20 protein-coding genes and 2 pseudogenes are annotated in these 22379 nt (G+C 72.9%); 10 read left to right on the forward strand and 12 right to left on the reverse strand.

Annotation, left to right across the window (positions count from 1 at the left end):
- The first annotated feature begins 203 nt into the window (after positions 1 to 203).
- From ACH4LD_RS22890 to ACH4LD_RS22910, 5 genes are all read left to right on the forward strand, one after another.
- On the forward strand, positions 204 to 2024 hold the full coding sequence (locus ACH4LD_RS22890) for a gamma-glutamyltransferase family protein (RefSeq protein WP_398053622.1): 1821 nt from the start codon (positions 204 to 206) through the stop codon (positions 2022 to 2024).
- Between the two features lie 114 nt (positions 2025 to 2138).
- A complete protein-coding gene (locus ACH4LD_RS22895; RefSeq protein ID WP_132782779.1) occupies positions 2139 to 2984 on the forward strand; it encodes an inositol monophosphatase family protein in 846 nt (281 codons plus the stop codon).
- 87 nt (positions 2985 to 3071) lie between these two features.
- A complete protein-coding gene (locus tag ACH4LD_RS22900; protein ID WP_398053623.1) occupies positions 3072 to 4490 on the forward strand; it encodes a phytoene desaturase family protein in 1419 nt (472 codons plus the stop codon).
- 22 nt (positions 4491 to 4512) lie between these two features.
- A complete protein-coding gene (locus ACH4LD_RS22905; protein WP_398053624.1) occupies positions 4513 to 5022 on the forward strand; it encodes an O-acetyl-ADP-ribose deacetylase in 510 nt (169 codons plus the stop codon).
- 164 nt (positions 5023 to 5186) lie between these two features.
- Positions 5187 to 5639: a hypothetical protein gene (locus tag ACH4LD_RS22910; protein ID WP_398053625.1), complete on the forward strand. Its 453-nt coding sequence runs from the start codon at positions 5187 to 5189 to the stop codon at positions 5637 to 5639.
- Positions 5640 to 5707: 68 nt separating this feature from the next.
- Here ACH4LD_RS22910 and ACH4LD_RS22915 read toward each other — a convergent pair.
- From ACH4LD_RS22915 to ACH4LD_RS22925, 3 genes and pseudogenes are all read right to left on the reverse strand, one after another.
- Positions 5708 to 6850: pseudogene (locus ACH4LD_RS22915) on the reverse strand (PLP-dependent aminotransferase family protein); the annotation flags it as partial.
- A 477-nt stretch (positions 6851 to 7327) separates the two neighbouring features.
- Positions 7328 to 7603, reverse strand: a pseudogene (locus ACH4LD_RS22920) (GntR family transcriptional regulator); the annotation flags it as partial.
- Between the two features lie 7 nt (positions 7604 to 7610).
- Positions 7611 to 8327 carry a B3/4 domain-containing protein gene (locus ACH4LD_RS22925; protein ID WP_398053626.1) on the reverse strand — a complete coding sequence of 239 codons (717 nt, stop codon included), beginning with the start codon at positions 8325 to 8327 and terminating at the stop codon, positions 7611 to 7613.
- Positions 8328 to 8945: 618 nt separating this feature from the next.
- Between ACH4LD_RS22925 and ACH4LD_RS22930 the strand changes: the two genes are divergently transcribed.
- The 3 genes from ACH4LD_RS22930 (at position 8946) to ACH4LD_RS22940 (ending at position 11886) form a co-directional block, all read left to right on the forward strand.
- Positions 8946 to 9818 carry a methylenetetrahydrofolate reductase gene (locus ACH4LD_RS22930; protein WP_398053627.1) on the forward strand — a complete coding sequence of 291 codons (873 nt, stop codon included), beginning with the start codon at positions 8946 to 8948 and terminating at the stop codon, positions 9816 to 9818.
- Positions 9819 to 9906: 88 nt separating this feature from the next.
- Positions 9907 to 11385 (forward strand): DNA-3-methyladenine glycosylase 2 family protein, encoded by a 1479-nt coding sequence (locus ACH4LD_RS22935; protein WP_398053628.1) that lies wholly within the window; start codon positions 9907 to 9909, stop codon positions 11383 to 11385.
- Positions 11386 to 11394: 9 nt separating this feature from the next.
- Positions 11395 to 11886 carry a methylated-DNA--[protein]-cysteine S-methyltransferase gene (locus ACH4LD_RS22940; protein WP_398053629.1) on the forward strand — a complete coding sequence of 164 codons (492 nt, stop codon included), beginning with the start codon at positions 11395 to 11397 and terminating at the stop codon, positions 11884 to 11886.
- Between the two features lie 27 nt (positions 11887 to 11913).
- Here the strand turns inward: ACH4LD_RS22940 and ACH4LD_RS22945 are convergent, their stop codons facing one another.
- The gene (locus tag ACH4LD_RS22945; protein WP_398053630.1) at positions 11914 to 12639 is read right to left on the reverse strand and encodes an SIR2 family NAD-dependent protein deacylase; all 726 of its coding nucleotides are present in this window, start codon (positions 12637 to 12639) and stop codon (positions 11914 to 11916) included.
- A gap of 109 nt (positions 12640 to 12748) precedes the next feature.
- Between ACH4LD_RS22945 and ACH4LD_RS22950 the strand changes: the two genes are divergently transcribed.
- The gene (locus ACH4LD_RS22950) at positions 12749 to 12949 is read left to right on the forward strand and encodes a type II toxin-antitoxin system VapB family antitoxin (RefSeq protein WP_103813424.1); all 201 of its coding nucleotides are present in this window, start codon (positions 12749 to 12751) and stop codon (positions 12947 to 12949) included.
- Positions 12950 to 12973: 24 nt separating this feature from the next.
- Here the strand turns inward: ACH4LD_RS22950 and ACH4LD_RS22955 are convergent, their stop codons facing one another.
- Positions 12974 to 13468 (reverse strand): NUDIX domain-containing protein, encoded by a 495-nt coding sequence (locus ACH4LD_RS22955; protein ID WP_398053631.1) that lies wholly within the window; start codon positions 13466 to 13468, stop codon positions 12974 to 12976.
- 28 nt (positions 13469 to 13496) lie between these two features.
- Positions 13497 to 14570, reverse strand: a complete 1074-nt coding sequence (locus tag ACH4LD_RS22960; RefSeq protein WP_398053632.1) for an ADP-ribosylglycohydrolase family protein — start codon at positions 14568 to 14570, stop codon at positions 13497 to 13499.
- Positions 14571 to 14747: 177 nt separating this feature from the next.
- Here ACH4LD_RS22960 and ACH4LD_RS22965 point away from each other — a divergent pair, with 177 nt between their 5' ends.
- Positions 14748 to 15890 (forward strand): glycerate kinase, encoded by a 1143-nt coding sequence (locus ACH4LD_RS22965; protein WP_398053633.1) that lies wholly within the window; start codon positions 14748 to 14750, stop codon positions 15888 to 15890.
- Positions 15891 to 15960: 70 nt separating this feature from the next.
- Here the strand turns inward: ACH4LD_RS22965 and pssA are convergent, their stop codons facing one another.
- The 6 genes from pssA to ACH4LD_RS22995 all read right to left on the reverse strand — a co-directional run bounded on the left by pssA (position 15961) and on the right by ACH4LD_RS22995 (position 22368).
- A complete protein-coding gene (gene pssA / locus ACH4LD_RS22970) occupies positions 15961 to 16779 on the reverse strand; it encodes a CDP-diacylglycerol--serine O-phosphatidyltransferase (RefSeq protein ID WP_014675980.1) in 819 nt (272 codons plus the stop codon).
- Between the two features lie 22 nt (positions 16780 to 16801).
- The gene (locus ACH4LD_RS22975; protein WP_356339719.1) at positions 16802 to 17458 is read right to left on the reverse strand and encodes a phosphatidylserine decarboxylase; all 657 of its coding nucleotides are present in this window, start codon (positions 17456 to 17458) and stop codon (positions 16802 to 16804) included.
- 170 nt (positions 17459 to 17628) lie between these two features.
- On the reverse strand, positions 17629 to 18834 hold the full coding sequence (locus ACH4LD_RS22980; protein ID WP_031096077.1) for an acyl-CoA dehydrogenase family protein: 1206 nt from the start codon (positions 18832 to 18834) through the stop codon (positions 17629 to 17631).
- Positions 18835 to 18836: 2 nt separating this feature from the next.
- Complete coding sequence (locus tag ACH4LD_RS22985) at positions 18837 to 19349, reverse strand: MaoC family dehydratase (RefSeq protein ID WP_398053634.1); 513 nt, start codon at positions 19347 to 19349, stop codon at positions 18837 to 18839.
- Positions 19350 to 19354: 5 nt separating this feature from the next.
- Complete coding sequence (locus ACH4LD_RS22990) at positions 19355 to 20320, reverse strand: CoA ester lyase (protein WP_014675984.1); 966 nt, start codon at positions 20318 to 20320, stop codon at positions 19355 to 19357.
- The gene (locus tag ACH4LD_RS22995; RefSeq protein ID WP_398053635.1) at positions 20317 to 22368 is read right to left on the reverse strand and encodes a protein meaA; all 2052 of its coding nucleotides are present in this window, start codon (positions 22366 to 22368) and stop codon (positions 20317 to 20319) included. The genes ACH4LD_RS22990 and ACH4LD_RS22995 overlap by 4 nt, the downstream gene beginning before the upstream one ends.
- Positions 22369 to 22379 lie beyond the last annotated feature (11 nt).

Below are 22379 nucleotides of genomic sequence, written 5' to 3' on the forward strand. Positions count from 1 at the left end.
GGACCGGCGGGAGGAGAAAAACAACTCCGGATGTTTCCACGGCTGTTCGCGGTGCGTCCAGGGCGGATTTCTCCACGCGTCGGCAAAATGACCGCACCGCGCTCCCGCGCTCCGGGGGCTCCGTGTCCGGAACCCCGGAATCTCCCCGCGGACTGTGTGAGGGTGGGCAGGCCGACCGACGCCCCCGCACACCGAGGTGAGAGATGACGTTCACGACCCGCCCCACCCTCCAGGGCACCTTCGGCATGGTGTCCTCCACCCACTGGCTCGCCTCCCAGTCGGCGATGGCGGTGCTGGAGGACGGGGGCAACGCGTTCGACGCGGCGGTGGCCGGGGCGTTCGTGCTGCATGTCGTGGAGCCGCACCTCAACGGGCCGGCCGGCGAGGTGCCGATCCTGCTCGCCCCGGCGGGCGGCGCGGTGCGCGTATTGTGCGGGCAGGGCGTGGCCCCGGCGGGCGCGACGGCCGCCCACTACCGGGGGCTCGGGCTGGATCTCGTACCGGGCACCGGACCGCTCGCCGCCGCCGTGCCCGGTGCCTTCGACGCCTGGCTGCTGCTCCTGCGCGACCACGGCACCAAGTCCCTGGACGACGTCCTGAAGTACGCCATCGGCTACGCCGAACACGGACACGCGCCCGTGGAGAACGTCGGCCTGACCGTCGAGAGCGTACGGCGGCTGTTCGAGACGGAGTGGACCTCGTCGGCGGAGCTGTACCTGCCCGGCGGCCGGGCACCGCGCCCCGGCACGCTGCTGCGCAACCCCGCCCTGGCCGCCACCTGGAAGCGGCTGCTGGCCGAGACCTCCCGTGCGGGCGGCCGGGAGGCCCGGATCGACGCCGCGCGTGAGGTGTGGCGCTCCGGCTTCATCGCCGAGGCCCTGGCACGGCAGTCCCGCCGGCCCACCCTGGACACCAGCGGCGAGCGGCACACCGGCACCCTCACCGAGGCCGACCTCGCCGGCTGGTCGGCGACCTACGAGACACCGGTGACGTACGACTGGAACGGCTGGACGGTGTGCAAGGCCGGCCCCTGGAGCCAGGGACCGGTGCTGCTCCAGCAGCTCGCCCTGCTCCCGGACGAACTGCCCGCCCACGGCTCCGCCGACTACGTCCACCTGCTGATCGAGGGCTGCAAGCTCGCCATGGCCGACCGCGAGGCCTGGTACGGGGACGCCGCCGAGGTTCCCCTCGCCGACCTGCTGTCGGACGAGTACAACGCGGCCCGGCGGGCCCTCGTCGGCGAGAAGGCGGACCACGGGCTGCGACCCGGCAGCCCCGGCGGCCGTACCCCGCGGCTGCCCGCACGGGCACACGCGCGCGTGCGGGCCGGTGCGGAGCACGGCTTCGACCCGATGGGCGCCGGCGAACCGACCGTCGCGAGCCTGCCCGGCGAGCCCGAGGTCGCCGCCGACGGCACGACCCGCGGCGACACCTGCCACCTGGACGTCGTCGACCGCTGGGGCAACATGATCGCGGCCACGCCCAGCGGCGGCTGGCTCCAGTCCAACCCCGTCGTCCCCGAGCTGGGCTTCCCGCTCGGCACCCGCCTGCAGATGACCTGGCTGGAGGAGGGCCTGCCGGGCTCCCTCACCCCCGGCCGCCGCCCCCGCACCACCCTCACCCCGTCCCTCGCGCTGCGCGACGGCGTACCGGTCATGGCGTTCGGCACGCCAGGCGGCGACCAGCAGGACCAGTGGCAGCTGCACTTCTTCCTGGCCGCCGCCCTGCGCGCCCCCGTCCGCGGCGGCCTCGACCTCCAGGGCGCCGTCGACGCCCCCAACTGGCACAACGACAACCACCCCAGCTCCTTCCACCCGCGTGGCCGGCACGCCGGCGGCGTGACCGTGGAGTCCCGCATGGACGCCGGGGTGATCGACGAGCTGCGGCGGCGCGGCCACGACGTCACCGTCGGTCCCGCCTGGTCAGAGGGGCGGCTGTGCGCGGTGGCCCGGGACCCGGAGACCGGTGTGCTGTCGGCGGCGGCCAATCCGCGCGGCATGCAGGGGTACGCCGTCGGCCGCTGACGGCCGTGCCCGGGCCCGGCGGGCGGTGCCGATCCCCGCTGTTCACCCTGATTCCACCCCGAGTACACCGAATGCGGGCCGGGATTGTCAGTGGGACGTGCTCTCATGGGAGGCATGATCGAAGAGACGGAAACCATCGACGAGTTTCTCGCCCGCTGCTCGGCCGACGTGGAGGAAGCGGTCCGCAAGGCCGCCGCGGCCGAGATCCTGCCCCGCTTCCGCCGCCTCGCCGCGCACGAGGTCGACCAGAAGAGCGGCCCGCACGACCTGGTGACGGACGCCGACCGCCTCGCCGAGCTGCGGCTCACCGAGGACCTCGGCGCCCTGCTGCCCGGCTCGGTGGTCGTCGGCGAGGAGGCGGTGCACGCCGACCCGGCGGTGTACCGGGCGCTCCAGGACGACGTACCGGTGTGGATCGTCGACCCGGTCGACGGCACCCGCCAGTTCGTGCACGGCGACGACGGCTTCTGCACCCTGGTCGCGCTCGTCCAGCGGGGCGTCGTGATCGCCTCCTGGACCTACGCGGCGGCGCGCGACCAGTTCGCCACCGCCGTCCGCGGCCGGGGCGCCTTCCTCGACGGCGAGCGGCTGTTCGCGGGCCCGCCCGCCCCGGGCCGGGACCTCGTCGTCGCGACCTCCCACCCGGACTACACCACCGACGGGCAGAAGCGCGCCCTGCGGCCCCTGTGGACCGACGGCATCGCCCCGCGCGCGTGCGGCTCGGCGGGCCTGGAGTACCTCGCCGTGGCCCGGGGCGAGCTGGACGCCGTCGCGTTCTCCTGGGAGGCCGCCTGGGACCACGCGGCCGGTCTGCTCCTGGTCGAGGAGGCGGGCGGCACGCACCTCACCCTGACCGGCGAGCCGTTCCGCGTCACCGGCGGCAACGCACTGCCGTTCACCGCCGCCCGGGACGCCGCCACCGCCCGCCGGGTGGCGGACCTGCTGCGCACCGCGTCCTGAGCCCCGGGGCCACCCGGGCCGGGGCGGTGTCAGACCCCCGGCATATCCTGGTCGCGAATGGCCATCGGCTGACGAAGGGGTCCGAAGGTGCCGTCGATGCTCGATGCGGTCGTGGTGGGTGCGGGACCGAACGGACTGACCGCAGCCGTGGAGCTGGCCCGCCGCGGCTTCTCCGTGGCCCTGTTCGAGGCGAAGCCCACCGTCGGCGGCGGTGCCCGCACCGAGGAGCTGACCCTGCCCGGCTTCCGGCACGACCCGTGCTCGGCCGCGCACCCCCTCGGCATCAACTCCCCGGCGTTCCGCGCCCTGCCGCTCGACCGGTACGGCCTCGAATGGCTGCACGCCCCGCTGCCCATGGCCCACCCGTTCCCGGACGGCACCGCGGCCGTGCTCTCCCGCTCGGTCGCCGAGACCGCCGCCTCCTTCGGACCGCGCGACGCGGGCGCGTACCGCAGACTGGTCGAGCCGCTCCTCGCCCACTGGGACACCCTGGTCCGCGACTTCATGTCCCTGCCGCTGACGGCGCTGCCCCGGGACCCCGTCACCCTGGCCCGCTTCGGCCTGGCCGGGCTCCCGCCGTCCACCTGGCTGATGCGCCGCTTCAAGGACGAGCGGGTCAAGGCCCTCTTCGCGGGCCTGGTCGCCCACGTCATGGCGCCGCTGAACGGCCTGGCCACGGGCGCCGTCGGACTGGTCTTCGCCCTGTCCGCCCACGCCCGCGGCTGGCCGGTGCCCCGCGGCGGCTCCCAGGCCATCTCCGACGCCCTCGCCGCCTACCTCACCGACCTCGGCGGCGCCGTGCACACCGACTACGAGGTCAAGCGCCTCGACGACCTGCCCCCCGCGCGCGCGTACGTCTTCGACACCTCGCCCGCCGCGCTCGCCCGGATCGCCGGCTTCGGCGACCACTACGCGCGCTACCGCTACGGCCCCGGCGTCTTCAAGATCGACTACGCGCTGGACGGCCCCGTGCCCTGGACCGCGCCCGAGGCCCGCACCGCCGGCACCGTCCAGATCGGCGCGAGCCAGGCCGAGATCGGCACCGCCCTGCGCGCCGCCTCCCGCGAGGGCCGCGCCCCCGACAGACCGTTCATGATCACCGTGCAGCCCAGCCTGGTCGACCCGACCCGCGCCCCCGAGGGCAAGCACGTCTTCTGGGCCTACGGCCATGTGCCGAACGGCTGGTCCGGCGACCTCACCGACGCCATAGAACGCCAGCTGGAGCGCTTCGCCCCCGGCTTCCGCGACCGCGTGCTCGCCCGCGCCACCGCCGGACCCGCCGAGATGGCCGCCCGCAACGCCAACTACGTCGGCGGCGACATCGCCTGCGGCGCGGCCTCCGGACTCCAGTTGCTGCTGCGCCCCAAGCCGACCCTGTTCCCGTACCACACCCCCCACCCGGCCGTCTTCATCTGCTCCTCGGCCACCCCGCCCGGGCCCGGCGTCCACGGAATGTCCGGACACAACGCGGCCAAGGCCGTCTGGCGGAGACTGAGACAGACATGACGACCCCTCAGCCGAGGAAGACATGACCGCCATCACCCTCGTCCAGGGCGACATCACCCGGCAGCACGCCGACGCCATCGTCAACGCGGCGAACTCCTCCCTGCTCGGCGGCGGAGGCGTGGACGGCGCGATCCACCGCCGGGGCGGCCCCGCCATCCTGGAGGAGTGCCGCGCCCTGCGCGCCTCCCGGTACGGAAAGGGCCTCCCCACGGGCCGGGCGGTCGCCACCACGGCGGGCGAACTGGACGCCCGCTGGGTGATCCACACCGTGGGACCCGTCTGGTCCCCCACCGAGGACCGCTCCGACCTGCTCGCCTCCTGCTACCGCGAGTCACTGCGCGTCGCCGACGAACTCGGCGCCCGGACCGTCGCCTTCCCGGCCGTCTCCACCGGCGTCTACCGGTGGCCGATGGACGACGCGGCCCGCATCGCGCTGGAGACCGTACGCGACACGCCGACGGCCGTGGAGGAGGCTCGGTTCGTGCTCTTCGACGCACGGGCGTACGAGGCGTTCGCCCGGCAGGCCGGCTGACGGACACCGCCGCCGACCGACCCGGCCGATCGCCGGGGGGTCACCCGAACGGCGTATCCCTCGATGCGCCGCGCGGCTGTCTGGCCAACGCTCGGAGTGCCCCACGTGCTCCCCGCGAACACGCGGGGGATCCGGACGAACGGGGAGGCAGAGAGGACACGCTCATGAGCCAGGCAGCACAGCCCACCGGACCGACCAGCTCGGGCGGCTCGTGGCCGCCGCGGCAACCCGGCGCCCGCGGCGGTGCCTGGGCGACCGGCGGCGTCACGTTCGCCGGAGTCCTGATGATGTGCAGCGGTCTCCTCGCCCTCTTCCAGGGGATCGCCGCGGTCGCCGGGGACGCCGTCTACTACCGCATCGGCAGCTACATCTACAAGATGAACCTCACCGGCTGGGGCACGATCCACATCGTCATCGGCGCCCTGGTCCTGGCGACGGGCGTCGGCCTGCTCATGGGTATGGCCTGGGCGCGCATCGTCGGTATGGTCCTCGTGGCGTTCAGCCTCGTCACGCAGTTCCTGTTCCTGCCGTACGCGCCCGTCTGGTCACTGGTCCTGCTGGCGATCGACGTCTTCGTGCTCTGGGCGCTGGCGTCGCACCGCGAAGCGCCGGCCTGAGACCCCGCAGGCGCCGGGCGCACCCCAGGCACGCCAGGCCGTCCATGCCAGGCCGGCACGTCAGTCCGTCACGCCAGCTCCCGCAGGGTCCTGCCGAGCAGTGCCACGCCCTGCGCCACGACACCCGGCGGGGTGGCCGCGTAACCGAGGACCAGACCGGGCGGGCCGGGCGACTGCCGGTGCCAGGACAGCGGCTGGCACTTCACACCGCGTGCGAGCGCCGCCGCCGCGAACTCGGTGTCGGGCACGTCGGAGGCGTACGTCACCGTCAGGTGCAGGCCCGCCGCGGCCCCGTGCACCCGAGCCCCCGGCAGATGCTCGGCGAGCGCGGCGATCATCGCGTCCCGGCGCCTGCGGTGGCGCCCGCGCACCAGCCGCAGGTGCCGCTCCAGTTCACCGGACTCCATCAGCCGGGCGAGCACGAGCTGCGGCAGCACCGCGTTGCCCAGGTCGTTGAAGCGCTTGGCGTCGACCAGTGCCGTGCGGTACCGGGCCGGGGCCACCAGCCAGCCGATCCGCAGCGCCGGCGCGAGCAGCTTCGACACACTGCCCAGGTAGCAGACCCGGTCGGCCAGCAGGGCGCGCAGCGCGGGGACCGGGGGCCGGTCGTAGCGGTGCTCCGCGTCGTAGTCGTCCTCCAGGATCAGCCCGCCGTCCCGCGCCCACTCCAGCAACTCCCGCCGGCGCTCACCGCTGGTCACCACGCCGGTCGGGAACTGGTGGGCGGGCGTGAGCAGGACGGCCCGGGCACCGGTGGCCCGCAGCGCGTCGACCCGTACGCCCTCCTCGTCGACCGGCACCGGCGGGGTGGCCAGGCCCCCGTTCCGCAGGTGCTGGCGGGCCCCCAGCGAGCCGGGGTCCTCCACCGCGACCGCGTGGACGCCGTCCGCCCGCAGCACCGGGTGCAGCAGGGTCAGCGCCTGCGCGGTGCCCGCGACGATCAGCACCGCGTCCGGTTCCACCCGCACGCCCCGCACACGCGCGAGCCAGTCGGCGACGGCCCGCCGCAGCCGGGGCGCGCCGCGCGGGTCGCCGTAGCCGAGCTCCTCGGCGGACAACTCGGCGAGCACGGCCCGCTCGGCCCGCAGCCAGGCGGCACGGGGAAAGGTGGTGAGGTCGGGCCGGCCAGGCGTGAGGTCGACAGCGGCCGGCGCGGTCCGCAACGCGTCGAACACCGCCGCACCGGGTTCCCCACCGAACAACCCACCGGGCCCACAGCCATACGACGGACCGCGCCCACCGGGGTCTGGACCGGCGGAGGGCTCGGGGGAGCCGGGGGTGTGTGGGCCGGGGTGTGGTCGGGGGGAGTCAGGGTTGTGTGAACCGGGGTGTGGTCTGGGACCGTCGGGGGTGTCTGGACCGGGGTATGACCCGGCGGATCCGGGGATGTCTGGGCGGGAGTAGGACCCGGCGGAGCCGTTGACGACCCGACGGGAGTACTGCGGGCCGCCGCCCTGATCGGCGCCTTGGCCGGGGGAGGGCTCAGGGGAGCGGGAGGTGTCGCCGGCCGCACCCCCGCCATGCGCCCCGCGCACACCCACGTCTCCCGTGCCTGACAAGCCCCCCGTGCCCGGCGCGTCCCCCGTGCCCGGTGCGTCCCCCGTGCCCGGCGCGTCCCCGTCCCCGCCCCGGTCAGCCGGAGCCGGCGGTGGCATGGTGGTGAAGGGCGCCGCCAGCACCACCGTGCCCCCTCGTCGGCGGCCCGCCACCTGGCCGTCCTCGGCGAGGCGCCGGTACGCCTCTGTCACCACGCCCCGCGACACGCGCAGTTCCGCGGCGAGCACCCGGGTCGGCGGCAGTCTGCTGCCCACCGTCAGCCGGCCGTCGGCTATGGCCTGCCGGAGCCGTCCGGCCAGCCACTCCACCTTCCCGCCGGCGGGCACGTCGGCGACCGCCAGTTGCAGGAAGTCCGAGCCGCGCGCCGGCACCTCCACCGTGTCCCGCCCCTCGTCCACCCTGCCCATACTGCCCTCAGCCGGTCAGCCGCCGAAGACGAACTCCGGAGCGGCCGGGGTGAGCACGGCCGTCGCCGTGGGGGCTCCCCAGTGCTCCGCCACCTCCTCCTCGAACCGTCTTCAGCACCTCGGCCACGCTCTCCGCGCCGCCCTCATGCATCGCCTCCGTCACCACCAGCACGCGCCCGGTGTGCGCGCCGACCGCGGAGTGGCCGCTCTGCCGGTGGGTCCAGCGGCGGGCGTGGGCCCGGCCCGCGGAGTCGACGAAGGTCACCTCGCCGGGCGCCGGATGCTCGACGGCGCCGCCGAACGCCGTGTACGTCTCGTCCCCGAGGGCCGGGCGCACCTCCAGCAGCGGCCCGGTGATCCGGTCGACGTCCAGGACCGCCACCGGAACCGCGTACGCCACCGAGATCGCGTTGCACAGGTCCACCAGCGGATGGATGCGCGGCAGCGCGCCCTCCTTCCGTAGCCGGCGCAGCAGCGACTCGGAGGCGGACCGGTACTGCGTCGGCTTCAGCCCCATCCGGGCGAAGGCCCGCCGCCAGGCCAGCACCTCGGGGAACTCGCCCTCGGTGGCCCCCGCCAGCCGTGCGGCGGCCCGGACGGTGTACGCGGCGGCGCGTGGCCCGGTGTCCACGGGGGCGTCGACGCCGGCGGCGTACAGCGCACCGGCGGACAGGTCGGGGAAGGCGGCCCGGACCGGGTCGGCATGCCGGAATCGCACGGTCACGCCACCACCGCTCGGGCAGCCGGGTTCGACGGAACGCTCAACGGGACCTCCTCGATGATCGGGAGCACCACCCTGCCCGCCCCTTGGCCCGGCGGCCAGGACCAAACAAGGCCCGGATCACCGGTCCATAACTCGCCGCCCCGAACCCCGGACTCCGCGCCCGGACCCCGAACTCCGCGCCCGAAGCCCTGAAGTAACGCGCCCGGCACCCAGCCCCGGCCCGCAAACCAGGACCCCGGCCCCCCCGACGCAAACCAGGACCCCAGCCCGTCGACGCGAACCAGGACCCCAGCCCGTCGACGCGAACCAGGACCCCAGCCCGTCGACGCGAACCAGGACCCCAGCCCTGGGCCACGTCCCGGTGCCGGCCCGCTGGCCGCGTCCCGGTGCCGGCCCGCTGGCCGCGTCCCGGTGCCGGCCCGCTGGCCGCGCCCCGGCGCCACCCACCGGCCGCGCCCCGGGCGCCGCCCGCCGGTCGCCCCCCACCGCTTGCCCCCGGCCCCTGCCCGCGGACCCCACCTCCGCCGCGTGACATCATCGGCCCGGCCCGACCACAGTTGTGGCGGCCGCGGTGAGCCGTGTGACAGCACGAGGAGTACGAGGAGTACGAGGAGCACGATGGACCCCGCGCTGCTGGACGACTTCTCGCTGGAGATGACCGGCAAGGACGTGCCCGGACTGGAGGAGGCGCGGGACAGTGTCCCGCCCGGCACCCGGATCAACATCACGTTCCTCGCCGGAGAGGACACCGCTACGCGGCTGACCGCCGCCCGCGCGGTCAAGCGGCTCGGTTTCGTCCCCGTACCGCACATCTCCGCGCGCCGCCTGCCCTCCCGCACAGCCCTGGAGGAGTTCCTCGCCGGGCTGGCGGCCGACGGCACCGCGGAGAACGTGTTCCTCGTCGGCGGCGACCCGGCCCGGCCCGAGGGGCCCTACGAGGACGCCCTCGCCGTGCTGCGCACCGGGCTGCTGCGGCGCCACGGCGTCCGGCACATCGGCATCGCCGGCTACCCCGAGGGCCACCCCGGCATAGCCGACCCGGCTCTGTGGTCGGCGCTCACGGACAAGGCGGCGGCCATCGGGGCCGGCCGGTTCACCGGCGACGTCATCACCCAGTTCGGCTTCGACGCCGACCCGGTGCTCGCCTGGCTGGAGGCCCTCCGCGCGCGGGGCGTGCACCTGCCCGTCCGCGTCGGCGTCCCCGGACCCGCGGGGGTGCGCCGACTGCTGCGCTACGCCGGCCGGTTCGGCGTCGGCACCAGCGCCTCCGTGGCCCGCAAGTACGGCTTCTCACTGACCAACCTGGTGGGTACGGCCGGCCCGGACCGCTTCCTGCACGCACTGGCCGACCGGTACGACCCGGCCCGGCACGGCACGGTGAAGGTGCACTTCTACACGTTCGGCGGCCTGCGGACCACCGCCGACTGGATCACCCGCTTCCGCCACGGATCCGAACGGATCAGCGAGGAGCGGCAGACCGCTCGATCATGAGAAGAGGCGGTCGGGAGCCCTGGCCAGGCCCACGTAGATGTCGGATTTTCGCCAGCGGCCGGGGCGTGCGGTGGGCCATGCTGGGCGCATGCAGACAGGGATGCACCACGACCGGGAGCACTGCGTACGCGCCGTGCAGTCCAAGGACGCGCGGTTCGACGGATGGTTCTTCACGGCCGTCCTGACAACCCGGATCTACTGCCGGCCGAGCTGCCCGGTCGTGCCGCCCAAGCCGGAGAACATGACGTTCTACCCGAGTGCCGCCGCCTGCCAGCAGGCCGGGTTCCGGGCCTGCAAGCGCTGCCGCCCCGACACCAGCCCCGGCTCCCCGGAGTGGAACGCGCGCGCCGACCTCGTGGCGCGGGCCATGCGGCTGATCGCCGACGGGGTCGTGGACCGCGAGGGCGTGCCCGGACTCGCCGCCCGGCTCGGCTACAGCACCCGGCAGGTGGAGCGCCAGCTGCTCGCCGAGCTGGGCGCCGGCCCCCTCGCGCTCGCCCGCGCGCAGCGGGCCCAGACCGCGCGGCTGCTCATCGAGACCACGGCCCTGCCGATGGCGGAGATCGCGTTCGCGGCCGGTTTCGCCTCCGTCCGCGCCTTCAACGACACCGTCCGCGAGGTCTTCGCCCTGTCCCCGAGCGAGCTGCGCGCCCGGGCGCCGAAGAGCGGCGCGGGCACCCCCGGCGTGGTGACCCTGCGGCTGCCGTTCCGCGCCCCGCTCAACCCGTCCAACCTCTTCGGCCACCTCGCCGCCACCGCCGTCCCCGGGGTCGAGGAGTGGCGCGACGGAGCCTACCGCCGCACCCTGCGGCTGCCGTACGGCCACGGCATCGCCGCGCTCGCGCCCCGCCCCGACCACATCGCCTGCCGCCTCACCCTGAGCGACCTGCGCGATCTGACCGTGGCCATCAGCCGCTGCCGCCGCCTGCTCGACCTGGACGCCGACCCGGTGGCGGTCGACGGCCATCTGCGCACCGACCCGTCCCTCGCGCCCCTGGTCGACCGCGCCCCGGGCCGCCGGGTGCCGCGCACGGTCGACGAGGCCGAGTTCGCCGTCCGGGCCGTGCTCGGGCAGCAGGTCTCCACGGCCGCCGCCCGCACCCACGCGGCCCGCCTGGTCACCGCGCACGGCAAGCCCCTGGACGACCCCGAAGGCGGCCTCACGCACCTCTTCCCCTCACCCGAGGCGCTGGCCGGCATCGACCCGGAGACCCTGGCAATGCCCCGGACCCGGCGCACCACCTTCACCACCCTCGTCCGCGAACTCGCCGACGGCGGCCTGCACCTGGGCGTGGAGGCCGACTGGGCGAAGGCGCGGGCCCGGCTCCTCGCGCTGCCCGGCTTCGGGCCCTGGACGGTTGACGTCATCGCCATGCGCGCCCTCGGTGAGCCCGACGCCTTCCTCCCCACCGACCTCGGCATCCGGCGCGCGGCGAAGGAGCTGGGCCTGCCGGCCACCCCGGCCGCGCTCACCGCCCGCGCGGAGCTGTGGCGGCCCTGGCGGTCGTACGCCGTGCAGTACCTGTGGGCGACGGACAGCCACCCGATCAACTTCCTCCCGGCCTGAAGGACCCCGATGAACCACCACACCGTGATCGACAGCCCCTACGGGCCGCTCACCCTCGTCGCCGACGCCGACGACGCCCTGTGCGGCCTGTACACGGTGGACCAGCGGCACCGCCCCGGCGACGAGAGGTTCGGCCCGCGCGACGACACCCTGCCCGTCTTCGCCGAGACGGCCGAGCAGCTGACGGCGTACTTCTCGGGCGAGACCAAGGAGTTCACCGTCCGGCTCGGCCTGCACGGCACACCGTTCCAGCGCAGCGTCTGGCAGCAGCTGACCGCCATCCCGTACGGCGAGACCCGCACCTACGGCGAACTGGCCGACGCCCTCGGCAACCCCCGGGCCTCCCGCGCCGTCGGCCTCGCCAACGGCCGCAATCCCGTGGGCATCATCGTCCCCTGCCACCGCGTGATCGGCTCCGACGGCAGCCTCACCGGCTACGGCGGCGGCCTCGACCGCAAACGACGCCTGCTGGACTTCGAACAGGGAACCGCGCTGTTCTGACCCCGCTGACCGACGCCGGACGGGCGGTCAGCCGCTCAGGGTGCGCAGGAGCGCGGGCAGCGCGGTGCCGATCGGCTCCCGGACGATCTCGTCCGCCAGGTCGTCGTAGGGCGTGGGTTCGGCGTTCACGATGACGAGGCGTGCGCCGTGGTCGGCGGCCACGCCGGCGAGGCCGGCCGCGGGCTGCACCTGGAGGCTGCTGCCCACGGCGATGAACACCTGGCAGGCCTTGGTGACGGCCACGGCCTGTCCGAGGACCACCGGATCCAGCCGCTCGCCGAACATCACGGTCGCCGACTTCAGGATGCCGCCGCACTCCAGGCACGGCGGGTCCGCCTCTCCGGCGTCCACCCGGGCGAGGGCGTCCTCCATCGGTCCGCGGGCCCCGCACCCGGTGCACACCACGCTGCGGGCGCTGCCGTGCAGTTCCAGCACCTTGCGGGCGGGCATGCCGGCGAGCTGGTGCAGGCCGTCCACGTTCTGGGTGATGACCCGGACCGGGACGCCGGACCTCTCCAGCTCGGCGACGGCGCGGTGCGCCGCGTTCGGTTCGGCCTGGAGCGTCCGGTTCTCGCGGCGCATCTGCCAGGACCGCCGGCGGATCTCCGGGTCCGTCATGTAGTACTCGTACGTCACGAGCTTCTCGGCCTCAGGGTCCCGTCGCCACAGGCCGTTCGGCCCGCGGTAGTCCGGGATGCCGGAGTCGGTGGAGATACCGGCCCCGCTGAGCAGGGCGACGAGAGGCTTGGCCATGGCATCGAGGGTAGGGCGAGCGGCGTGGCCGCCGCATGCGGATAACCGCTGGGACGGATCCGGCGGCGGGACAGTCCCGCGGCGCGGCCCCCGGTGCTAGCGTCCCCGCATGGCCAAGGTGACTGTCTCGCTCGATGCCCAGCTCGTCGTGGAGGTCATGGTGCTCGCGGGGGTGGGGAATCCGCAGGACGCCGTCGAGCTCGTCGTCCGGGACTACATCGAGCGCGGGCACCGCACCGAGGCACGCGTCGCCGCCAGGGACGACGCGCTGCGCGAGGTCGACGCCAAGCCGCGCGATCAGGAGGGCTGAGCGGCCACGCGACGGGCCGGGCGGTCAGGCCACCCGGTGGCCGTTCTCCAGTTCCGCCGTCCCGGAGCCGGCCGCGAGGACGTCCAGCGCGGCCAGCACTCGGCGGCCCAGCGCCCCGGGCAGATGGGCGGTGAGGTCGTCGCGGGCGACCAGGCGCCAGGAGAGCAGTTCCTCCTCCTGGAGACGGATGGCCTTCAGCTCGCCCTCGGTCAGGACACCGCCGTCGTACAGGTACGCCACCAGCGGCGGCCTGCCCGTGCCGTGCACCCAGTCCACGGCCAGCAGCCGGCCGGGTTCCCGGTCGAGCCCGATCTCCTCCAGCGTCTCCCGGCGGGCGCCCTGGCGCGGTGTCTCCCCGTCGTCGGACTCGATGGTCCCACCCGGAAGGGCCCAGCCGTCACGGTAGTTGGGTTCGACGAGCAGCACCCGCCCCTCGGCGTCCCGGAAGAGGGCGGCGGCCCCGGCGAGGACGCGGGGCAGGCTCGCGATGTACGCGGCGAAATCCTGGGTCGTGGTCATTGAGGAAGGGTAACCAGCCGGCCGCCGGCTACGTCCCGCTCGTCGCCAGCCGCAGGGTGCGTTCGGCCAGCGCGCTGATCCGTACGCCGTCGAAGCCGAACACCGCGCTGCGCACCGTGTCCTCCAGCGGGTCCCGCCAGCTCGCCGGAATGGCCTGCGCCCCGGTGAGGACCCCGGCCACCGAACCGGCCGTCGCCCCGTTGGAGTCGGTGTCCAGGCCGCCGCGCACGGTCAGGGCGATGGTCCGGGTGAAGTCGCCGTCGCCGTACAGCAGTCCGGCGGCGAGGACGGCGACGTTCGGGACCGTGTGGATCCAGCCGAGCCCCGCGGTCTCCGTGGACACCGTGGCCAGGGTCTCCTCCCACGGCAGCCGTGCCTCGTGCAGGCTCGTCACCCGCCGCACGGTCCGGGCCAGGCGGCTGCTCGCCGGGACGACCGAGAGCGCGGTGTCCAGAGCGTCCCGGACGGTCGCGGCGGTGAAGGCCGCCGAGATCAGCGCGGCGGCCCACATGGCGCCGTACACGCCGTTGCCGGTGTGCGAGAGCACCGCGTCCCGGCGGGCCAGCCCGGCGGCCCGGGCGGGGTCCCCGGGGCAGGTCCAGCCGTAGACGTCGGCGCGGATCAACGCCCCGATCCACTCCTGGTACGGGTTGTCGTACGTCGCCGTCAGCGGCGGTTTCAGCCCGTTCGCGAGGTTCCGGTACGCGGCCCGTTCCGCCGTGAACGTCTGCAGGTACGGCAGTCTGAGCAGCCACAGGTCGCCGACCTGCTCGGTGCTGAAGCCGAAGCCGTGGATCTCCAGCAGGTGCAGGCCGAGGATCGCGTAGTCGACGTCGTCGTCCCGGCAGCTGCCGTGGATCCGGCCGCGTACGCAACAGCGCCATTCCGGACGCAGTACGGCGGCCTCCTCGGCGTCGGCCGGCTCGGGCATGTAGTCGGTCAGCGGCAGGGCGGCGGCCCGGCGCAGATAGCGGTCGATGCGGTCGCGCGTCCACACCTCGCCCTGCTCGACCGGCTTGCCGAGCATGTTGCCCGCGATCCGGCCGAGCCAGCCGCCGTGGACGCGGTCGGCGAGGTCCGGACCGGTGCGCTGGGTGCTCATGGCAGGGGTGTACCCACTTTGCCCGCCCGGCTCCCAGCGGCCTGGCCCGGTCCTGACCAGGGTTCGGGCGGGGCATGACGGCGGGGGTGTCCTGCGGTTATGGTCACAGCGGCGCGACTGGCCCCGACGTGCGCGGGGCCCGGAGAGCAAGGGGAAGACAAGGTGGCGGACGCTGCAGTGAACGAGACCCGTCGGGTGCTCATCGCCGCGGACAAGTTCAAGGGCTCGCTGACGGCCGTGCAGGTCGCCGAGCGGGTGACGGCCGGGCTGCGCCGGGTCGTGCCGGACCTCCGGGTGGAGGCGCTGCCCGTGGCCGACGGCGGCGACGGAACCGTGGACGCGGCGGTCGCGGCCGGTTTCGAGCGTCGGCAGGTACGGGTCGCCGGGCCGCTCGGCGCGGAGGTCACGGCGGCGTTCGCGCTGCGCGACGGCACCGCGGTGGTGGAGATGGCCGAGGCGAGCGGCTTGCAGCGGCTGCCGGCCGGGGTCTTCGCGCCGCTGACCGCCTCGACGTACGGCTCCGGGGAGCTGCTGCGCGCCGCGCTGGACGCGGGCGCGCGGACGATCGTGTTCGGCGTCGGCGGCAGCGCCACGACGGACGGCGGCGCCGGCATGCTGTCCGCGCTGGGCGCGCGGTTCCTGACCGAGGAGGGCGAGCCGGTGTCGCCGGGCGGCGGCGGACTCGCCGACCTCGCCCGGGCGGACCTGTCCGGCCTCGACCCGCGGCTGTCCTCGGTCGTGCTGGTGCTGGCCAGCGACGTCGACAACCCGTTGACCGGGCCGAAGGGCGCGTCGGCGGTGTACGGCCCGCAGAAGGGGGCCTCGCCGGACGACGTGGAGACGCTGGACGCCGCGCTGACGCACTTCGCGAAGGTGCTGGAGGCCGAGGCCGAGGCCGGGTCGCGGGCCGCCGAGTACGCGGCGGCGCCGGGGGCGGGGGCCGCCGGAGGCATCGGCTACGGGGCCCTGTTGCTCGGTGCGCGGTTCCGGCCCGGCATCGAGGTGATGCTGGACGTGCTGGGCTTCGCGCCCGCCCTGGAGCGGGCCTCGCTGGTGATCACCGGGGAGGGGTCGCTGGACGAGCAGACGCTGCACGGCAAGGCACCGGCGGGGGTCGCCGCGGCGGCACGGGCGGCCGGCAAGGAGGTCGTGGCGGTGTGCGGGCGGCTGGCCCTGCCGACGGAGGCACTGCTGGCGGCCGGGATCTCCCAGGCCTACCCTTTGACCTCCGTCGAGCCGGACGTGGCCAGGTGCATCGCGGACGCCGGACCGATCCTGGAGCGGGTCGCCGCCCGGATCGCCGAGGACCACCTGAGCTGACGAACCCAGGTCCGCACGAGCAAAGGGCCCCCTACCCGCACCGGGTAGGGGGCCCTCGTCGTACGCCGGGCTACGGCAACTGTGCCGCCCGGGCCTCACGGCGGTTGTCGCGGAAGTTGTTCACCCGCCGCGCCGTGGCGAACAGCGGAATCACCGCGCCCATCACCAGCTGCAGCGCACAGCCGGTCTGGAGGAGCAGCTGTCCGCTGGGCGCGTCGAAGGCCCACGCCGCCAGCAGCCCCATCGACAGCACGATCCAGGAGAGCATCGCGCCGGCGAGACGGCCGCGCGGCTTCGGGTACTCCACCCGGCTCACCATCAGCCACGCGGTCCCGAGGATCGCCAGCAGGGTCGCCACGAACGGCAGCTCCAGCAGCACGATCGAGACGACCGTCAGCGCGCCGAACGGCGAGGGCATGCCCTGGAACATGCCGTCCTTCATGGTCACGCAGCTGAAGCGGGCCAGTCTCAGCACCACGGCCAGCAGCACCACGATCGCGCCCACCGCCGCCACCCGCTGGTGCGCGTCGTCCGCGACCATGCCGTAGACGAGGACGAAGTACGCGGGGGCCAGCCCGAAGCTGATCAGGTCGGAGAGGTTGTCCAGCTCCGCGCCCATCGGCGACGAGCGCAGCTTGCGGGCCACCAGCCCGTCGAACAGGTCGAAGACCGCCGCGCAGAGCATCAGGATGACCGCCGTGGCCGCGCTGTGGCGGGCCATGCCGGACTCCTGGCTGCCGGTGAGGTGCGGGATCAGGATGCCGGTGGTGGTGAAGTACACCGCCATGAACCCGCACGTGGCGTTGCCCAGCGTCAGGGTGTCCGCTATCGACAGGCGGAGAGAAAGAGGCATCTCCTCCTCGTCGTCCACCTCGTCGGCCTCGGGCACCCAGCCCGCCTGGGTCTCCGGATCAATCACGGTCAATGCGAGTCACCCCAGCCACGGTCTTCTGGCCGACCTCGACCGCGACCTCCACGCCCTCGGGCAGGTAGAGGTCGACACGCGAGCCGAAGCGGATCAGACCGATACGGTCGCCCTGCTCGACCTTCGTGCCCTCAGGGATGTAGGGCACGATGCGGCGGGCCACCGCGCCGGCGATCTGGATCATCTCGATGTCGCCGAGTTCGGTGTCGAAATGCCAGACTACGCGCTCGTTGTTCTCGCTCTCCTTGTTGAAAGCCGGAACAAAGCCGCCGGGGATGTGCTCGACGGACGTCACGGTGCCCGCGAGGGGCGCCCGGTTGACGTGGACGTTGAGCGGGCTCATGAAGATGGCGACGCGGGTACGCCCGTCCTTCCACGGCATGATGCTCTGCACCACACCGTCGGCGGGCGAGATGACCCGGCCCGGGGCGATCTCGCGCTCGGGGTCGCGGAAGAACCACAGCATGCCCGCCGCGAGCGCGGTGGCGGGCACGGCGACGGCCTTGGCGACGCCCGAGCGGCGAGCGCGGGCCAGGCTGAGGGCTGCGGTGGCGACGGTCGGGAGAAGCCACGGCGATGCTCCGCGCGCGAGGCGTACGCCGGCTCGGCTGTCGCGAGGTGCAGAGGTTTGGCTGTGGGGCATGGATGACCTTCGTAGCGGATGATGCCGCGCTCTGACGGGGGACGGCGGCTTTCCCGGGATCGTACCGGTCGCGGGCCACAACTGGGCAAGCCAGGAAGCCGAGTCGGCGGCCGAAGAGTGTCTACGGGGTGTGATCTTCTTCTCGAAGAAAACACCCCGTACCCGGACAATCAGCCCTGGAATCGATACTCTTCGAGCAGCCTGCGCCCGATGATCATTTTCTGGATCTCGGCGGTACCTTCACCGATGAGCAGCATCGGGGCCTCGCGGTAGAGGCGCTCGATCTCGTACTCCTTGGAGAAGCCGTAGCCGCCGTGGATCCGGAAGGCATCCTCCACGACCTCCTTGCAGTACTCGGAGGCGAGGTACTTCGCCATCCCCGCTTCCAGGTCGTTTCGCTCCCCGGAGTCCTTTTTGCGTGCCGCGTTGACCATCATCGCATGCGCGGCCTCGACCTTGGTCGCCATCTCCGCCAGCTTGAACTGGATGGCCTGGTGCTGGGCGATCGGCTTGCCGAACGTGTGCCTCTGCTGGGCGTACCGGACCCCCAGCTCGAAGGCGCGCTGAGCGACGCCACAGCCACGCGCGGCCACGTTGACCCGGCCGACCTCGACGCCGTCCATCATTTGGTAAAAACCTCGGCCGGTGACCCCGCCGAGCACCCGATCGGCCGGAACGCGCAGTCCGTCCATGATCAGCTCGGTCGTGTCGACGCCCTTGTAGCCCATCTTGTCGATCTTGCCGGGGATGGTGAGGCCCGGGCGGACCTCGCCGAAGCCCGGCTCCTTCTCGATCAGGAAGGTCGTCATCGACTTGTGCGGCGCCGTGCCCTCGGGGTGTCCTTCGTCACTCCGGACCAGCACGGCCACGAGGGACGACGTGCCGCCGTTCGTCAGCCACATCTTCTGACCGTTCAGGACGTACTCGTCGCCGTCCCTGACCGCCTTCGACGTGATCGCCGACACGTCGGAACCCAGGCCCGGCTCCGACATCGAGAAGGCGCCCCGGATGTCACCGGCCGCCATCCTCGGCAGGAAGTGGTCCTTCTGCTCCTGCGTGCCGTGCTGCTTGAGCATGTACGCGACGATGAAGTGGGTGTTGATGATGCCGGACACCGACATCCAGCCGCGGGCGATCTCCTCCACGCACAGCGCGTAGGTGAGCAGCGACTCGCCCAGGCCCCCGTACTCCTCGGGGATCATCAGGCCGAAGAGGCCGAGTTCCTTCAGGCCGTCCACGATCTGTTGCGGGTACTCGTCGCGGTGCTCCAGCTCGGTCGCGACCGGAATGATCTCCTTGTCGACGAAGTCCCGGACGGTGGAGAGGATCTCCTGCTGGACGTCGGTCAGACCGGCGGTCTGGGCGAGACGGGCCATGGCTACTTCTCCTGCTCCTTGAGCTCGGGGCGGCCCGGCTGCTCGCCGCCGCGCTCCTTGATGTACGTCTCGGTGGGCACCATCACCTTGCGGCGGAAGACGCACACCAGGGTGCCGTCCTGCTTGTAGCCCTTGGTCTCGACGTAGACGATCCCGCGGTCGTTCTTCGACTTCGACGGCCACTTGTCCAGCACGGTCGTCTCGCCGTAGACCGTGTCGCCGTGGAAGGTCGGTGCCACGTGCCTGAGCGACTCGATCTCCAGGTTGGCGATCGCCTTTCCGGAGATGTCCGGGACGGACATGCCGAGCAGGAGGGAGTAGACGTAGTTCCCGACCACCACGTTCTTGCCGAAGTCGGTCGTCTTCTCGGCGTAGTTGGTGTCCATGTGGAGCGGGTGGTGGTTCATGGTGAGGAGACAGAACAGGTGGTCGTCGTACTCCGTGACCGTCTTGCCCGGCCAGTGCTTGTACGTCGCCCCGACCTCGAACTCCTCGTACGTGCGTCCGAACTGCATCGCCGTCACGCCTCCGGGATCTCGAACGTGCTGGTGCGCCGCATGCCGGCGGCACGGCCCTTGCCGGCGATGACCAGGGCCATCTTGCGGCTGGCCTCGTCGATCATCTCGTCGCCGAGCATCGCGGAGCCCTTCTTGCCGCCCGCCTCGGACGTGTAGTAGTCGTACGCGTCCAGGATCAGCTCGGCGTGGTCGTAGTCCTCCTGCGAGGGCGAGAACACCTCGTTCGCGGCGTCGACCTGGCCCGGGTGCAGCACCCACTTGCCGTCGAAGCCCAGCGCGGCGGCGCGGCCGGCGACCTCGCGGAAGCCGTCGACGTTGCGGATCTGCAGGTAGGGGCCGTCGATCGCCTGGAGGTCGTTGGCGCGGGCGGCCATCAGGATCTTCATCAGGATGTAGTGGTAGGCGTCCGCCGGGTAGCCGGGCGGCTGCTCGCCCACGACCAGTGACTTCATGTTGATGGAGGCCATGAAGTCGGCCGGGCCGAAGATGATGGTCTCGACGCGCGGGGAGGCCTGCGCGATCTCGTTGACGTTGTTCAGGCCCTGCGCGTTCTCGATCTGGGCCTCGATGCCGATCCGGCCGACCTCGAAGCCCATCGTCTTCTCGATCTGCGTCAGCAGCAGGTCCAGGGCGACGACCTGCTGGGCGTTCTGCACCTTCGGCAGCATGATGCAGTCCAGGTTCGGGCCCGCGCCCTCCACCACCGTGACGACGTCCCGGTACGTCCATTCGGTCGTCCAGTCGTTGACCCGGACCACGCGCGTCTTGCCCGTCCAGTCACCCTCGTTGAGGAACTTGACGATGGTGTGCCGGGCCTCGGGCTTGGCGAGCGGCGCGCACGCGTCCTCCAGGTCCAGGAAGACCTGGTCCGCGGGGAGGCCCTGCGCCTTCTCCAGGAAGCGCGGGTTCGAGCCCGGCACGGCCAGGCAGGAACGCCGCGGGCGAAGGCGGTTGACAGGCGTGGTCATGCGGGGACCTCCAGGGGGTCGAGCTTGTTCGCTTTCCGGATCTCGTCGACGATGCGGCCGATGATCCCGGTGATGTCGAAGTCCTTCGGGGTGAAGACGGCGGCCACTCCGGCTTCCCTCAGCTGCTCCGCGTCACCGTTGGGGATGATGCCACCGGCGATCACCGGTATATCTGTGGCACCGGCCACACGCAGCCGCTGGAGCACATCGGGGACCAGTCGGGCGTGCGAGCCGGACAGGATCGACAGGCCCACGGCGTGCACGTCCTCGGCCAGGGCCGCGTCCACTATCTGCTCGGGGGTGAGCCGGATGCCCTGGTACACCACCTCGAAGCCGGCGTCCCGGGCGCGGACGGCGATCTGCTCGGCGCCGTTGGAGTGCCCGTCCAGGCCGGGCTTGCCGACCAGGAAGCGCAGTTTGCCGACGCCCAGCTCACGGGCGGTGGCGTCCACCCTGGCGCGGACCTCGGCGAGCGCCGAGCCGGCCTCGGCGGCGACGGCCACCGGCGCGGAGGAGACCCCGGTGGGCGCCCGGTACTCGCCGAAGACCTCGCGCAGGGCGCCCGCCCACTCGCCGGTGGTGACCCCGGCGCGGGCGCACTCCAGCGTCGCCTCCATCAGGTTGTCGGTGCCCTTGGCGGCCTCCTTCAGCCGCTCCAGCGCCTTGCAGGGGCGCGGGTGATTGAAGGGCGGCTGGTAGCGGGTGTCCCGCCAGCGCTGGAGCGAGTCGATGACGCGGGCCTCGACCGCCGGGTCGACCGTCATGATGGCCGTGTCCAGGTCGGCCGTGAGCGGGTTCGGCTCGGTGCCCTCGAAGATGTTGACGCCGACGATCTTCTCCTCGCCGGACTCGATCCGGGCCCGGCGCTCGGCGTGCGAGGCGACCAGCTGCGACTTGAGGTAGCCGGACTCCACGGCGGCCAGCGCGCCGCCCATCTCCTGGATGCGGTCGATCTCCGCGAGGGTGTCCTCGACCAGCCGGTCCACCTTCGCCTCGATCACCTTCGAGCCCTCGAAGATGTCGTCGTACTCCAGCAGGTCGCTCTCGTAGGCGAGCACCTGCTGGATGCGCAGGCTCCACTGCTGGTCCCAGGGCCGGGGCAGGCCCAGCGCCTCGTTCCAGGCGGGGAGCTGCACGGCACGCGCGCGTGCGTCCTTGGAGAGGGTGACCGCCAGCATCTCCAGCACGATCCGCTGGACGTTGTTCTCCGGCTGCGCCTCGGTCAGGCCGAGCGAGTTGACCTGGACCCCGTACCGGAACCGGCGCTGCTTGGGGTCCTCGATGCCGTACCGCTCACGGGTGACCTTGTCCCAGATGCGGCCGAAGGCGCGCATCTTGCACATCTCCTCGATGAAGCGGACGCCCGCGTTCACGAAGAAGGAGATACGGGCGACCACGTCACCCATGCGCTCCCGCGGCACCTGGCCGGAGTCGCGCACGGCGTCGAGGACGGCGATCGCGGTGGACATCGCGTACGCGATCTCCTGCACCGGTGTGGCCCCGGCCTCCTGCAGGTGGTAGCTGCAGATGTTGATCGGGTTCCACTTCGGGATGTGGGAGACCGTGTACGCGATCATGTCCGTCGTCAGGCGGAGCGAGGGCTCCGGCGGGAAGACGTGCGTCCCGCGGGACAGGTACTCCTTGACGATGTCGTTCTGGGTCGTGCCCTGGAGCTTGGTGATGTCCGCGCCCTGCTCCTCCGCGACGACCTGGTAGAGCGCCAGCAGCCACATGGCGGTGGCGTTGATCGTCATCGAGGTGTTCATCTGCTCCAGGGGGATGTCCTGGAACAGCCGGCGCATGTCACCGAGGTGCGCGACGGGCACGCCCACCCGGCCGACCTCGCCGCGCGCGAGGATGTGGTCGGGGTCGTAGCCGGTCTGCGTCGGCAGGTCGAACGCCACCGACAGACCGGTCTGGCCCTTGGCGAGGTTGCGCCGGTACAGCTCGTTGGACGCCTCGGCCGTGGAGTGACCGGCGTACGTCCGCATGAGCCACGGCCGGTCCCTTTCCTTTCGCGCCGCAGGCGCTGTCTGACGCTCTGTCATCTATGACCTCC

The organism is Streptomyces sp. NPDC017676 (genome assembly GCF_044329325.1).
GTDB lineage: Bacteria > Actinomycetota > Actinomycetes > Streptomycetales > Streptomycetaceae > Streptomyces.